Here is a 14,386-nt window from a genome sequence, read left to right on the forward strand (position 1 = left end):
CCGCACCAGCCCTACCGCGGGACGAGTCGGGGCGTGACAGCGCCGCTCCCACAGGAATTGGGCTGAACTTTAAATTTTGAGCAAGACAGTTGCTCCCAGATGTTCAGGCCTGCACTGTACCTGTGGGAGCGGGCTCGTCCCGCGATAGGGCCTGCACCGACACCCCAGGTCACAAGCCATACTGCTTCAACAACCGCGCATAGCTGCCATCGGCCTTCATCGCTGCAATCGCCCGCTCGAAACGCTCGACGATCTGCCGATGCTCAGGATGCTGAAGGCTGACCAGGATATGCAGGCTGTTCTCCCCCAGCGGCCGCTCGACGAAATCCACCGCCTCGCGCACCTCCTGCGGCTCCCGCTGCAGGTTGTAGCGCGCCACGTACTCGTCCTCCACCGCCAGGTCTACGCGCCCTGCCGCCAGCATGCGGATCGCCGACGGGAAGTTGCGCACCGCCACCTTGTTCAGCCGGCTGTCGCCATCGAACGCTTGTGAGTAGGCGTAGTCACGCACCACGGCGATGCTATACGGATAAAGATCGGCCAGTCGCTTGAAGCCAAGTACCTCGCGCTGGCGCTTGAGCAGGCGAATACGGTTGGTCAGATAGGCCCCCGAGAACTGGCCCAGGCGAGTACGCGATTCGTTGTACCAGGCATTGATGAGCACGTCGTAGCGCCCCTCGCCAATCCCCAGCAGCGCCCGCGCCCAGGGCACTTCCTCGAACTCGCTGGCGTACCCGGCGCGGGTGAGTGCCGTAGTGACGATGCTGGTGGCCAGGCCTCCGCCCGGCATGGCACTGTCGGAGAACGGCGGCCATTTATCCGCCACCAGGCGCAGCGGTGGCTGCGCCGCCGCGAGCGCCGTGAACATCATTGCGGTCAATCCCAGAACGCAAAGCAGTGGCCGCATGCTCAGTTCCTTTCGCAGTTGAGAGCCCCACACTTACGGGAGAGTACACAAAGGCGACGGGCAACGGCAGCGGACGATGATGTCATTTAGCCTCTATTTTGGCCGAACTGTGCGAGCAGGTCTCCTTGGCGACTTGCCCCAAGGGACATCAATGCACAGCGCGCGATCTGCGCGTCTTGCACCGCCACACCGGTCAGGTCAGCCAACGTGATCGCGTCATCCTGCGTACGACCACTTGCCTGCCCAGCCAGCAACGCGCCGATCTCGATCAGGTCGCCAGGTGCAATGAGCCCGGCCTCCAGGGCGTGGGACACCTCGCCGTAGCGGCTGCATTGCCCGACAGCGTCCACCACGATGCAATCGGCGGCAGCTACCAGCGCCGGGTCGAGCTCCTGCTTGCCCGGCCCATCGGCTCCCACCGCGGTGATATGGGTGCCGGGCTGTATCCATTCACGCTGCAGCAGCGGCTCGCGCGAAGGCGTGGTACAGACGATCAGGTTGGCGGACTCGGCAAGCTCGCGGGCCTCATGGGTGGTGCGCACCTCGAAGCCCAGCCCTTCGGCGAACCGTCGATAGTCCGCAAGCCGCCCGGCATCGCGGCCCCAGGCGATCAGACGGCGGCAGTCGGTGACCGGCAGCAGTTGTTCGAGCTGCATCCGCGCCTGCACTCCGCTGCCCAGTACACCGATAGCCCGTACCTTGCGCGGCGCCAACAGGCGGGCGACGACACGCCCGGCCATTGCAGTGCGCAGGCAGGTCAGCCAGCCTTGGTCCTGGAGCAGCGCCAGCGGTTGGCCGGTACTGGCCGAAAACACCAGCATCAAGCCATCGTTGCTTTCCAGGCCCTTGGACGGGTTGTCGTAGAAACCGGTGGAGACTTTCACCGTGAAGGTATCGCTGCCCTGCAGCCAGGCGGACTTCACGCAGCAGTCGCCGTTTTGTTCGGTGAAGGCGAAATTCTGCACCGGTGGCACATGGACCTTGCCCGCGGAGAAGGCGATAAAACCCTCTTCGATGAGGCGTACCGCCAAATCCCGGTCGAGGATTTCGACCAGTTGCGCCTTGTCGATGATCCTCATTGGATCGCCTCCAGGAACTTCTCCAGCACGATGTTGCGCCCGCACAGCACCACCGCGACCTTCTTGCCCTGGAACTCACCAGCCAGTTTCTGCATGCCCGCGACGGCAACCCCTGCCGCCCCTTCGACGATCCAGCGGTCGTGGGCTGCGACGTCGCGCATGGCTGCGCTGATCTCAGCCTCGCTGACCAGCACGGTGCGATGCAGCAACTGCTGGCACAGGGGGAAGGTGATGGCGCCGGGCTCGACGCCGCCGGCCGTGCCGTCCGACAGGGTATCGAGTTCTTGCATCTCGATGATCCGCCCCTCCTCCAGCGAGCGCTGCAGGGTGGGTGCGTTGGCCGGCCAGCAGCCGATGACCTGCACCGAGGGTGCAAGCGCGCGCAATGCAGCGCCAATGCCCGAGATCAAGCCGCCACCACCGACAGCGACGAAAACCGCGTCCAGGTCCGGCGCCTGCTCGAACAGCTCCATGCCGATGGTGCCCTGGCCAGCGATGATCTGCGCGTCGTTGTAGGGAGAGACGAAAGGCTTGCCCTGCAGCTTGGCCTGGCGAGCCGCCTCAAGCTCGACCGACAGCGGGTCACTGTCGAGTTCGATAACCTCGGCCCCCAGGCCGCGCATGGCCCGGATCTTCAGCGGCGAGGCGCTGCTGCTGACGTACACGGTGACCGGCACACCCCGCAACTGCCCGGCCAGTGCAAGGCCCTGCCCGTGATTGCCGGAAGAGGCGGTGATCACGCCAGCCTGACGCTGCGTAGGGTCGAGCAGGCGCAGCTTGTTGCTGGCCCCGCGGAATTTGAAGGAGCCGGTATGCTGCAGATGTTCGCACTTGAGATGAACATTGCAGCCGCTCTGGCGGGAGAGCCCCGGACTGTGGCTGAGCGGCGTAACCGCCACCTGGGGACGAAGGGCTTCATGGGCTTCGCGGATGGCGTGGGGCAGGGTGTCCAGGATGGTCATGGGGGCTCCTTGGGCGATGCGCAGGGGCAAACGCTACGATGTAGAATTAAATTCTACCGTAGACTATTTTTCCAGGCATTGAAAGCCTGTCGTTTGCCAGCGATGGCCTCAGCCTTCGCGCAACGCCTTCACATACTTGTATACCGTCGCCCGCCCCATCCCCAGCACGTTGGCCACGTAGTCGTGAGCGCTCTTGCCGCGGAACGCGCCCTCCCCGTGCAGCGCCTCGACCAACTGCCGCTTCTGCTCGCGGTCCAGCCCGCCCAGGCTCAATCCACGCGCCTGCAACCAGGCATGCAGGAAGGTGTTGATGCGCTCCTGCCAGTCGTCGCGGAACAATGCCTGCGGTTGCGGCAACAGGCGGCTGGCCTGGAAGAACGCCTCCAGCGCATCGCGCGCCTGCTCGAGAATCGAAACGTTGAGGTTGATGCAGATCAGCGCCTCGGGCTGGCCGCTGGCGTCGCGCATCACGCTGCTGATCGAACGGATTTTCTGCCCGTTCCAGTTGAGCTTTTCATACGGCCCCAGGCGGGTGCTGTCATCGAGCTGGCTGGGCAGGTCGTCGAGCCCGGAATCATCGCCGAGCTGGCGCTTGGAAATGTTGTTGGCGATATGCACCACCGTCTGGCTGGCCAGGTCGTGCACCACCACTTCGGCATGCGGGAACAACAGGGCTGCGATGCCCTCGGCCATGGCGGCGTAGTTGCTGAAGCGGCTGGACGACATGAACGGGTCCTGGAGGGTGGTCATGGATAGCCGAGCACTTCGCGAATAGTGCGCAGGTGCTGGATGATCCACTGCTTGTCGATCGCACCCCATTCACGGATGCGGTAGTGGCCAGCGTGGTTGCGCGCGCCGCTCTGCTGCTCGAATTCGCAGACGATATCCAGGTCGGCGAGCGCGGCGATGGTGTCTTGGGCAGTACGCCGCGGCATGCCGGTGGCTTCCATCAGCGCGGGCACGCTGGTGGCGGTCTGGCTATCGATCAGCCAGGCCACGTAGAGACGGCGATAGAAGCTGCTCTTGGTCTTGCTCACGTCCATGCTGATGGGATCCTCATGCATTGCCTGGCAATTCGCGCCAGGTCAGGTAGACACGCAAGTCGAACTCCAGTTGATGGTAGTCCGGCTCCATGTGCTGGCACAGCTGGTAGAACGCCTTGTTGTGGTCGCGCTCACGCAGGTGTGCCAGCTCGTGCACCACGATCATGCGCAGAAACTGCGGCGCCGCGTCCTTGAACAACGAGGCGATGCGGATTTCCTTCTTGGCCTTGAGGTTGCCACCCTGCACCCGCGACACCGCCGTGTTCAGGCCCAGGGCCCGGTGGGTGAGGTCGAGGCGATTGTCGTAGAGCACCTTGTCCAGCGGCGGCGCGCTGCGCAGGTATTGCTGACGCAGGTCTTGGGCATAGAGGTACAGCGCCTTGTCGCTCTGCACCTCGTGGCGCGCGGGGTAGCGCTGCTGCAGGTAACCGCCCAGGCGATCGCTGGCGATCATCTGGCGGACCTGTTCCTGCAGGTGCGGGGGGTAGGCTTGCAAGTAGCGTAGGGTGGTCATGGGGTGGGAGTTTACCGAATTGGTGAGGGCCTGTGGTTGGCAGGTCTGGCCCTTTCGCGGGCAAGCCCGCTCCTACAGGACGCAAAATTTGGCTAGGATGCTGTATTCGCCCCTGCTCGAAGCACTCACCATGCCCAAAGCCAGCAAGATCACGGACCCGTCCTATGAGCTGATGGACGACCACGAAGGCCATTCGCTGATCTACCGCCAGCACGGTTTCCCGAGCCCGCTGGTGCGTTGGCACTTCCACAAGGAATACGAGCTGCACCTGATCGTCGCCAGCTCCGGCAAGGTGTTCATCGGCGACTACATCGGCAACTTCGCCCCGGGCACGCTGTTTCTCACAGGGCCAAACCTGCCACACAACTGGATCAGCCAGGTGGCCGCCGACGAGGTGGTCGACACCCGGGACATGCTGGTCAACTTCACCGACGAAGTGCTCGAGCAAGGCAGCCAGGTATTCTCCGAGCTCAACCAGCTGACGCCACTGCTGGCCCGTGCCAGCTATGGCATCGAATTTCGCGACCCGCGCCTGATCGCCGAGAGCCAGCAACTGATGCAACGCATCTCGCAAAGTGCCGGCATGACGCGCCTGGGATACTTTTTTATCCTCATGGAACAGCTGGCTGCCTGCGAGGACTACCAGCTGCTGTCCACCGTCACCTCCTCGCAACTGGCCGATGAACACAACGTCGACCGCATCAACCGCGCGGTGGACTACATCTTCCAGCACTACGCCCAGGACCTCACCCAGAACGAGGTCGCCGAACACCTTGGCATGACCCCCACCTACTTTTCGCGCTTCTTCAAGCAGGCCGCCGGGCGTGGCTTCGTCGAATTCGTCAATCGCCTGCGGATCAGCAAGTCCTGCGAGCTGCTGGCGCGCAGCGACCTGCCGGTGACCGAGGTGTGCTTCGAATCCGGCTTCAGCAACCTGTCCAACTTCAACCGGCGTTTCCAGCAGCTCAAGGGCATGACACCGTCGGGCTACCGCAGCCTGGTTACCCAGCGCCTGACCGAGCAGAACCTTTCCTGAAACGTTTGAGCAGTGCATCACACTGCAAATACCCCAGTGCAAAAAAGTATCGGCCCGCGTGCAGTCGAGGCTTTGTTGCGCTGGCGATGCAGGAGTGTAATCGGCAACCAGCGACACAAAAAAAACAATAGTGACTTCCGCGCCGCCCTGCGGTCCGGAAGAGGAGTTCAACGATGAACGACTCGATCAAGGCCTGCGTGGCCGTTGCCTGTCTGAGCCTGCCGGTGTTTGCCCAGGCTGCCGAAACCCTGACCATTGCCACCGTCAACAACAACGACATGATCCGCATGCAGCGGCTGTCCAAGGTGTTCGAGGAACAGCACCCGGACATCAAGCTCAAGTGGGTGGTGCTCGAAGAGAACGTCCTGCGCCAACGCCTGACCACCGATATCGCCACCCAAGGCGGGCAATTCGACGTGCTCACCATCGGCATGTACGAAGCCGCGCTGTGGGGCGCCAAGGGTTGGCTGGAGCCCATGAAGGACCTGCCTGCCGACTATCAGCTCGACGATGTCTTCCCTTCGGTGCGCGACGGCCTGTCGGTCAAGGGCACGCTCTACGCCCTGCCCTTCTATGCCGAAGCCTCGATCACCTACTACCGCAAGGACCTGTTCCAGCAGGCCGGGCTGCAGATGCCCGAGCAACCGACCTGGACCCAACTGGGCGAATTTGCCGCCAAGCTCAACAAACCCGAAGCCGGCCAGTACGGCATCTGCCTGCGCGGCAAGGCCGGCTGGGGTGAGAACATGGCGCTCATCGGCACCCTGGCCAATGCCTTCGGCGCCCGCTGGTTCAACGAGCAGTGGCAGCCGGAGTTCACCGGCAGCGAGTGGACCAAGGCGCTGAACTTCTACGTCGACACCATGAAGCAGTACGGCCCGCCCGGCGCCTCCAGCAATGGCTTCAACGAGAACCTGGCGCTGTTCAACAGCGGCAAGTGCGCGATGTGGGTCGACGCCAGCGTCGCCGGCTCGTTCGTCACCGACAAGAGCCAGAGCAAGGTCGTGGACGATGTGGGCTTCACCTTCGCGCCGAAGGAAGTCACCGACAAGGGCGCGACCTGGCTGTATTCCTGGGCGCTGGCGATCCCCACCAGTTCCAAGTCCAAGGACGCGGCCAAGACCTTCAGCACCTGGGCCACCTCCCAGGCCTATGGCCAGCTGGTCGCCGACAAGGAAGGCGTGGCCAACGTGCCGCCAGGCACCCGTGCCTCCACCTACAGCGAGGCCTACCTGCAGGCCGCACCGTTCGCCAAGGTCACGCTGGAGTCACTGAAGAAGGTCGACCCCAACCATCCGACCCTCAAGCCTGTGCCCTACGTGGGTATCCAGCTGGTGACCATTCCTGAGTTCCAGGCCATCGGTACCCAGGTTGGCAAGCTGTTCTCCGCCGCCCTGACCGGCCAGATGAAGCCTGAACAGGTGTTGGCTGCCGCCCAGTCGTCCACCGAACGCGAGATGAAACGCGCCGGCTACCCCAAGTAGACCGCCACTGACCGCCAGCACGCCGCCCTCGGTGTGCCGGCGGCCGGCTGCTCGCCTCTTTCTGCCGTACACGGAGTCGTCATGAACACCTCGGCCCTCGACACCCCGACCCACGCCCCCGCCCGCCCCGGCAAACGCCGCGTCGGCCCCGGCTGGTTCCTGGTCAGCCCTTCGGTGGCGCTGCTGCTGTTATGGATGATCGTGCCCCTGGGCATGACCCTGTATTTCTCGCTGATCCGCTACAACCTGCTGTACCCCGGCGAGAACGACTTCGTCGGCCTGGAGAACTTCAGCTTCTTCGTCACCGATGCCGGCTTCCTGCCCGGCGCCCTGAATACCCTGACCCTGGTCGGCAGCGTGCTGGCGATCAGCGTGGTGTTCGGCGTGCTCATCGCCGCGCTGCTGGAGGCTGGTGAGTTCTGGGGCCGCGGCGTGGTGCGCGTGCTGCTGATCTCGCCGTTCTTCATCATGCCCACGGTCAGCGCGCTGCTGTGGAAGAACCTGATCTTCCACCCGGTGTCCGGGATCCTCGCGGCGGTCTGGCGCCTGTTCGGCGCGCAGCCGGTGGACTGGCTGGCGCACTATCCGCTGTTGTCGATCATCCTGATCGTGTCGTGGCAATGGCTGCCGTTCGCCATCCTGATCCTGATGACCGCCATGCAGTCGCTGGACCAGGAACAGAAGGAGGCCGCACGCCTGGACGGCGCCGGCCCGCTGGCAATCTTCTGGCACCTCACCCTGCCGCACCTGGCGCGGCCGATCGCCGTGGTGGTGATGATCGAGACCATCTTCCTGCTGTCGGTGTTCGCCGAGATCTTCACCACCACCAGCGGCGGGCCGGGCTACGAGTCCACCAACCTCGCCTACCTGATCTACAACCAGGCATTGCTGCAGTTCGACGTCGGCATGGCGTCGGCCGGTGGCCTGATCGCCGTGCTGATCGCCAACATCGCCGCCATCGTGCTGGTGCGCATGATCGGCAAGAACCTCACCGAGCGCAGCTGAGGAGCCCGCCATGCTGACACTCAAGCAAACCCGCCGCCTGCGCGATGCGCTGATCGGCCTGCTGTGCTGGGGCATTGCCCTGGCGATCTTCTTCCCGATCTTCTGGATGCTGCTGACCAGCTTCAAGACCGAGCTCGACGCCTTCGCTACGCCGCCGCAGTTCATCTTCCACCCGACGCTGGAGAACTACCTGCACATCAACGAGCGCAGCGACTACTTCGCCTACGCCTGGAACTCGGTGCTGATCTCGTTCTCCGCAACCCTGCTGTGCATGCTGATCGCAGTGCCTGCGGCCTACTCGATGGCGTTCTTCGAAACCCGCCACACCAAGCGGACGCTGCTGTGGATGCTGTCGACCAAGATGCTGCCGCCGGTGGGGGTGCTGATGCCGATCTATCTGCTGGCCAAGCAGTTCGGCCTGCTCGATTCACGGCTGTCGCTGATCATCGTCTACACCCTGATCAACCTGCCGATCGTGGTGTGGATGGTGTACACCTACTTCAAGGACATCCCCGTCGACATCCTCGAAGCGGCGCGCCTGGACGGCGCCGGCACCTGGCAGGAAATCTTGCGCGTGCTGCTGCCGATCGCCCGTGGCGGCCTCGCCTCGACCGTGCTGCTGTCGCTGATCCTGTGTTGGAACGAGGCGTTCTGGTCGCTCAACCTGACTTCTTCGGCCGCCGCACCGCTGACCGCGCTGGTGGCCTCCTACTCAAGCCCCGAAGGCCTGTTCTGGGCCAAGCTCTCGGCCGTCTCGACCCTGGCCTGCGCACCGATCCTGATCTTTGGCTGGATCAGCCAGAAGCAGCTGGTGCGCGGGCTGTCGTTCGGAGCGGTGAAATGAATACCCCCAACTACACCATTTCTCTAGGAGCGGGCTTGCCCGCGAAGCAAACACTGCGATGCATGGCACCGGCTATGCCGGTGTTCGCGGGCGAGCCCGCTCCTACAGGATTCTGCAAAACCTCATTTTTTCCTGGCCACTGCACAGGTAACTCGACATGGCTGACCTGAAGATCCGCAACCTGCAAAAAGGCTTTGATGGCCACGCCATCATCAAGGGCATCGACCTGGACGTGCACGACCGTGAATTCGTGGTGTTCGTCGGGCCATCCGGCTGTGGCAAGTCGACCTTGCTGCGCCTGATCGCCGGCCTCGAAGAGGTCAGCAGCGGCAGCATCACCCTCGATGGCGTCGACATCACCGACACCGCTCCGGCCAAGCGCAACCTGGCGATGGTGTTCCAGACCTACGCCCTGTATCCGCACATGACCGTGCGCAAGAACCTGTCGTTCGCCCTGGACCTGGCGGGCGTGGCCAAGGCCGAGGTCGCCAGCAAGGTCGACAACGCCGCGCGCATTCTCGAGCTGCAACCGATGCTCGAGCGCAAGCCGCGCCAGCTCTCTGGCGGCCAGCGCCAGCGGGTGGCCATCGGCCGGGCGATCGTGCGTAACCCGAAGATCTTCCTGTTCGACGAGCCGCTGTCCAACCTCGACGCCGCCCTGCGCGTGCAGATGCGCCTGGAGCTCTCGCGCCTGCACAAGGAACTGGCGGCGACCATGATCTACGTCACCCACGACCAGGTCGAGGCGATGACCCTGGCCGACAAGGTGGTGGTGCTCAACGCCGGTCGCATCGAGCAGGTCGGCTCGCCGCTGGAGCTGTACCACCATCCGGCAAACCTGTTCGTCGCAGGTTTTCTCGGCACACCGAAGATGGGCTTCCTGCGCGGGCACCTGAGCCGCAGCCAGGGCAACCAGTGCGAGGTCGCCCTCGAGTGCGGCGCCCGTATCGCCCTGCCGCTATGCGCAGGCGAACTGGCCACCGGCAGCCAGATCACCCTGGGCATTCGCCCGGAGCACCTGAGCATCAGCCGCAGCGGTCACGGCGAGCATGGCTCGCTGCAGGTCACCGCCGATGTCAGCGAACGCCTGGGCAGCGACAGCTACTGCCACGTGCGTAGCGCCTCCGGCGAGATGCTCACCGTGCGGGTCCGCGGCGACTTCGCGCCCGAGTACGGCGAGCAACTGGAACTGAGCTTCGATCCGGCGCACTGCCATCTGTTCGACAGTAACGGCAAGGCCCTGGACAAACGACTGCAACAGGCGGCCTGAGCCGTCTTCAAGGATTTTTCGATGAAACTCAACAAGCGCAATCTCGACAAGCTGGCGACCGCGGTCGCACGCCCCGCCTATGACCCGGCGCAACTGCGCCAGGGCATCGTGCATATTGGTGTCGGCGGCTTCCATCGTGCCCACCAGGCCGCCTATACCGACGCCCTGATGAACCGTGGCGAAGCCCTCGACTGGGCGATCTGCGGCGCCGGCCTGCGCAGCGAAGACCGCGCCATGCGCGACGCCCTGGCCAGTCAGGACCACCTCTACACCCTGTTCGAGCTGGGCGAAAATCCCGACACCGAAGTGCGTGTAATCGGTGCCATCAGCGGCATGCTGCTGGCAGAAAGCGACAGCCAGGCATTGCTCGACAAACTCGCCGACCCGGCCATCCGCATCGTCTCGCTGACCATCACCGAGGGCGGCTACTGCATCGACGACAGCACGGGCGAGTTCCTCGAGAACCTGCCGATGATCCAGCACGACCTGGCCAGGCCTGACCAGCCGCACAGCGTATTCGGCTTTCTCTGCGAGGCCCTGCGCCGTCGCCGCGAGGCCGGCACCCCGGCGTTCACGGTGATGTCCTGCGACAACCTTCCACACAATGGCGACGTGGCGCGCAAGGCACTGCTGGCCTTCGCCCACCTGCTCAACCACGACCTGGCCCAGTGGATCGCCCAGCACGTCAGCTTCCCCAATGCCATGGTCGACCGCATCACGCCCATGACCAGCGACGAACACCGCCGCCAACTGGCCGAGCGCCATGGCGTCGAGGACGCCTGGCCGGTGGTCTGCGAGCCGTTCCTGCAGTGGGTGCTGGAAGACAAGTTCGTCAGCGGTCGCCCGGCCTGGGAGAAGGTCGGCGTGCAGTTCACCGACGACGTCACGCCCTATGAAGAGATGAAGATCAAGCTGCTCAACGGCAGCCACCTGGCGTTGACCTACCTGGGCTTCCTGCAGGGTTATCGCTTCGTCCACGAGACCCTCGCCGACGACCTGCTGCGCCGCTACATGCGCACCTTCATGGACCAGGACGTCACCCCGCAACTGGCTCCGGTACCGGGCATCGACCTGACGCACTACAAGGACAGCCTCACCGAGCGCTTCTCCAACCGTGCCATCGCCGACCAGCTGGAGCGGGTGTGCTCGGACGGCTCGTCAAAATTCCCCAAGTTCATCGTGCCCACCGCCAACCGCCTGATCGCCGACGGCAAGCCACTGGAGCGCGTGGCGCTGGTAGTCGCAGCCTGGGCGCTGTACCTGGGCGGCAAGGATGAAAAGGGCAATGTCTACAGCATTCCCGATCCGCGCGCGGCACAGTGCCAGGCCCGTGTCGTCCAGCGCGAAGGGCTGGCCGCCCGGGTGCTGGGCGACGAGGCGATCTTCGGCACGGCGATCCCCAACTCGCGGGCCTTTGTCGAGGCCTTCGAGCGCCTGTACGTCTGCTTGCGTGAAGTCGGCGTGAGTGAAACCCTGCGCCGGGTACTGGGCGACTGAGACGGAGCACGGCGATATGGACGGACTGTTCCTCGGCATCGACTGCGGCACCCAGGGCACCAAGGCCCTGGTGCTCGACGCAGGCAGCGGCCGTGTACTGGGGCTGGGCAGCGCGGCACATGCGGCGCCGCAGGGCGACCACGGGCGCCGCGAACAGGATCCGGCAGACTGGCTGCAGGCGCTGCGCACGGCGGTAGCCAATGCCCTGGCCGACGCAGGGGTCGGCGGCCATGCCATCCGCGCACTGGCCGTGTCTGGCCAGCAACACGGCCTGGTGATGCTCGACGACCAGGGCCGAGTGCTGCGCCCGGCCAAGCTCTGGTGCGACACCGAGACCACCCCGGAAAACGACGAATTGCTGGCCGCCCTCGGCGGCGCCGCAGGCTCGCTGGAGCGCCTGGGGCTGGTGGTCGCGCCGGGCTATACGCTGTCAAAGCTGCTGTGGAGCCAGCGCCATCACCCCGAGCTGTTCGCCCGCGCCGCACACCTGCTGCTGCCTCACGACTACCTCAACCATTGGCTCACCGGCCGTGCCTGCAGCGAACCTGGCGACGCCTCGGGCACCGGCTACTACGATGTGCGCACTCGCACCTGGGCCGCCGATGTGCTGGCGCTGATCGAGCCCGGCAAGCGCCTGCTGGCGGCACTGCCCGAGCTGGTCGAACCCGGCGACTGCATCGCCACCCTGCAGCCCTCGGCAGCCCGGGCGCTGGGCCTGGACACTGGCGCCTGGGTGGCCAGCGGTGGCGGCGACAACATGCTCGGCGCCATCGGCACCGGCAACATCCATCCCGGCATGATCACCCTCAGCCTGGGCACCTCCGGCACCCTTGCCGCACACCTCGACGAGCCACACGTCAGCCCCCACGGTGAAGTCGCGACCTTCTGCGGCTCATCCGGCGGCTGGCTGCCGCTGATCTGCACCATGAACCTCACCAGCGCCTGCGCCCTGGTGCAAGACCTGTTGCAGCTTGACCTGTCGGCGTTCAGCGAGCTCGCCGCACAAGCCCCGGTCGGCGCCGACGGCCTGTTGCTGCTGCCATTCTTCAATGGTGAACGCGTGCCGGCACTGCCCGAGGCCAGCGCCAGTCTGCACGGCATGACCAGCAGCAACCTGACCCGCGCCAACCTCTGCCGGGCGGTGCTCGAAGGCACCTGCTTCAGCCTGCGCTACGGGCTCGACCTGTTGCGCGCCAGTGGCCTGCAGGGGCAGGAGATCCGCCTCGTCGGCGGCGCGGCGAAAAGCCCACTGTGGCGCCAGACGCTCGCCGACCTGCTCGGCCTGCCGGTGGTGTGCCCGCGCCAGACCGAAGCCGCCGCCCTGGGCGCTGCCATCCAGGCCGCCTGGAGCCTGGGCCGAAAGCTCGGCGAAGGAGATAGCCTGCAGGCCCTGTGCCAGCGCTGCGTCGAACTCGACGAAAGCACCCGCACCACACCCCGGCCCGCACAGCAGGCGGCCTACGAAACAGCCTATCAACGTTATCTTTCGCATCTGCCTGCGCACTGATCGCAGGTATCCTGCCCGCTTACTTCGTTTCGGAGAATTTCATGTACCTGGTCTGTGGCGAAGCCCTGTTCGATGTGTTCAGCCTGGATGACAGCCCGCGCAGCAGCGAGCTGGGCTTCAAGGCGATAGCCGGCGGTTCGCCGTTCAACGTCGCGGTCGGCCTGCGCCGGCTGGGCGTGGATTCGGCGTTGTTCGGCGGGCTGTCCAGCGACTACCTGGGCACACGCCTGCGTCGGGTGCTGGAAGAGGAAAAGGTCGATTGCAGTTACCTGGTGACCAGCGATGCACCGACCACCCTGGCCATGGTCGGGCTGGATACCAACGGCTCGGCGCAGTACCAGTTCCGCGGCGAAGGCTGCGCCGACCGGCAGGTGCGCCTCGAACACCTACCGGCGCTCGATGACCAGGTGCGCGGCCTGCACGTGGGCTCCTACACCCTGGTGATCACGCCAGTGGCGGATACACTACTGGCGCTGGTGCAGCGCCAAAGCGCACACCGGCTGATCAGCCTCGACCCCAACGTCCGCCTCAACCCGCAGCCCGACGTGGCGTTGTGGCGACGCCAGGTGCAAGCCTTCGCGGCCCACGCCCACCTGATCAAGGCCAGCGAGGAAGACCTCGCGCTGCTCTATCCGGATCGCACGCCGTCCGAGGTGGCCCGTGGCTGGCTGAACGACCGCTGCCGACTGGTGTTCGTCACCCACGGTGCAGACGGCGCCAGCGTACATTGCGCGCACGGCTCATGGACACAACCTGCGGATGCCTCGCTGGCAGTGAAAGACACGGTAGGCGCTGGCGATACCTTCCAGGCGGCAGTGCTGAGCTACCTCGCCCGCCTGGGTGCAGACAGCCCCGCAGGGCTGGCGGCGCTGGAGCGGGAAACGATCGATGGCATGCTGGGCTTTGCCATTCGTGCGGCGGCGATCACCTGCTCACGAGTTGGACCGGATTTGCCGTTTGCGGATGAGTTGTAGCCAAGCCGCACATCATCCGAGCATCGTCTTAACCGGAACTATGCGTTGCGCAGTCGACGCGACTCTCGTCGCAGCGCCTGCCATCGCGAAAAACGGTCGCGATGCTCAGATTTAGATTTGTATGCGCTCCACTTCCACGGTGATGTCTGCCAAGGTGCCGAGACTTCCCATCCGCCTTTGTAAAAGTGAATTTTTCCACGCAACGCATGCCTGTTTCGAAAGGCATAACGTAACTCGCTCGCACTAATAGAACTTCCAAACTCA

The 14,386-nt window shown here is 64.7% G+C and carries 14 protein-coding genes; 8 read left to right on the forward strand and 6 right to left on the reverse strand.

The window, feature by feature from the left end; genetic code table 11:
* Nucleotides 1-169 precede the first annotated feature (169 nt).
* From AB688_RS25600 to AB688_RS25625, 6 genes are all read right to left on the reverse strand, one after another.
* Nucleotides 170-907 (reverse strand): substrate-binding periplasmic protein, encoded by a 738-nt coding sequence (locus tag AB688_RS25600; protein ID WP_054893129.1) that lies wholly within the window; start codon nt 905-907, stop codon nt 170-172.
* An 86-nt stretch (nt 908-993) separates the two neighbouring features.
* Nucleotides 994-1,986, reverse strand: a complete 993-nt coding sequence (locus AB688_RS25605) for an ornithine cyclodeaminase family protein (protein ID WP_063546487.1) — start codon at nt 1,984-1,986, stop codon at nt 994-996.
* Nucleotides 1,983-2,948: a threonine/serine dehydratase gene (locus tag AB688_RS25610; RefSeq protein WP_063546489.1), complete on the reverse strand. Its 966-nt coding sequence runs from the start codon at nt 2,946-2,948 to the stop codon at nt 1,983-1,985. The genes AB688_RS25605 and AB688_RS25610 overlap by 4 nt, the downstream gene beginning before the upstream one ends.
* A 108-nt stretch (nt 2,949-3,056) precedes the next feature.
* On the reverse strand, nt 3,057-3,698 hold the full coding sequence (locus AB688_RS25615; RefSeq protein WP_231100279.1) for a helix-turn-helix transcriptional regulator: 642 nt from the start codon (nt 3,696-3,698) through the stop codon (nt 3,057-3,059).
* A complete protein-coding gene (locus AB688_RS25620; RefSeq protein ID WP_054895459.1) occupies nt 3,695-3,991 on the reverse strand; it encodes a winged helix-turn-helix domain-containing protein in 297 nt (98 codons plus the stop codon). The genes AB688_RS25615 and AB688_RS25620 overlap by 4 nt, the downstream gene beginning before the upstream one ends.
* Before the next feature lie 13 nt (nt 3,992-4,004).
* Entirely contained in the window at nt 4,005-4,505 is a 501-nt protein-coding gene (locus AB688_RS25625; protein ID WP_054895460.1) for a M48 family metallopeptidase, read from the reverse strand.
* 130 nt (nt 4,506-4,635) lie between these two features.
* On the opposite strand from AB688_RS25625, the gene AB688_RS25630 reads away from it, so the two are divergent.
* From AB688_RS25630 to AB688_RS25665, 8 genes are all read left to right on the forward strand, one after another.
* Nucleotides 4,636-5,541: an AraC family transcriptional regulator gene (locus AB688_RS25630; protein ID WP_054895474.1), complete on the forward strand. Its 906-nt coding sequence runs from the start codon at nt 4,636-4,638 to the stop codon at nt 5,539-5,541.
* 173 nt (nt 5,542-5,714) lie between these two features.
* Nucleotides 5,715-7,025, forward strand: a complete 1,311-nt coding sequence (locus AB688_RS25635; protein WP_063546493.1) for an ABC transporter substrate-binding protein — start codon at nt 5,715-5,717, stop codon at nt 7,023-7,025.
* An 81-nt stretch (nt 7,026-7,106) separates the two neighbouring features.
* On the forward strand, nt 7,107-8,030 hold the full coding sequence (locus tag AB688_RS25640; RefSeq protein ID WP_063546495.1) for a carbohydrate ABC transporter permease: 924 nt from the start codon (nt 7,107-7,109) through the stop codon (nt 8,028-8,030).
* A gap of 10 nt (nt 8,031-8,040) precedes the next feature.
* A complete protein-coding gene (locus tag AB688_RS25645) occupies nt 8,041-8,874 on the forward strand; it encodes a carbohydrate ABC transporter permease (RefSeq protein WP_063546497.1) in 834 nt (277 codons plus the stop codon).
* 157 nt (nt 8,875-9,031) lie between these two features.
* Complete coding sequence (locus AB688_RS25650; protein ID WP_063546499.1) at nt 9,032-10,144, forward strand: ABC transporter ATP-binding protein; 1,113 nt, start codon at nt 9,032-9,034, stop codon at nt 10,142-10,144.
* A gap of 21 nt (nt 10,145-10,165) precedes the next feature.
* The gene (locus AB688_RS25655; protein ID WP_063546501.1) at nt 10,166-11,641 is read left to right on the forward strand and encodes a mannitol dehydrogenase family protein; all 1,476 of its coding nucleotides are present in this window, start codon (nt 10,166-10,168) and stop codon (nt 11,639-11,641) included.
* Nucleotides 11,642-11,657: 16 nt separating this feature from the next.
* Complete coding sequence (gene xylB / locus AB688_RS25660; RefSeq protein ID WP_063546503.1) at nt 11,658-13,148, forward strand: xylulokinase; 1,491 nt, start codon at nt 11,658-11,660, stop codon at nt 13,146-13,148.
* A gap of 41 nt (nt 13,149-13,189) precedes the next feature.
* Nucleotides 13,190-14,122 carry a carbohydrate kinase family protein gene (locus AB688_RS25665; RefSeq protein WP_063546505.1) on the forward strand — a complete coding sequence of 311 codons (933 nt, stop codon included), beginning with the start codon at nt 13,190-13,192 and terminating at the stop codon, nt 14,120-14,122.
* The last annotated feature ends 264 nt before the right edge of the window (nt 14,123-14,386 follow it).

Source organism: Pseudomonas putida (assembly GCF_001636055.1).
In the GTDB taxonomy this organism is placed as follows: Bacteria; Pseudomonadota; Gammaproteobacteria; order Pseudomonadales; family Pseudomonadaceae; genus Aquipseudomonas; species Aquipseudomonas machongensis.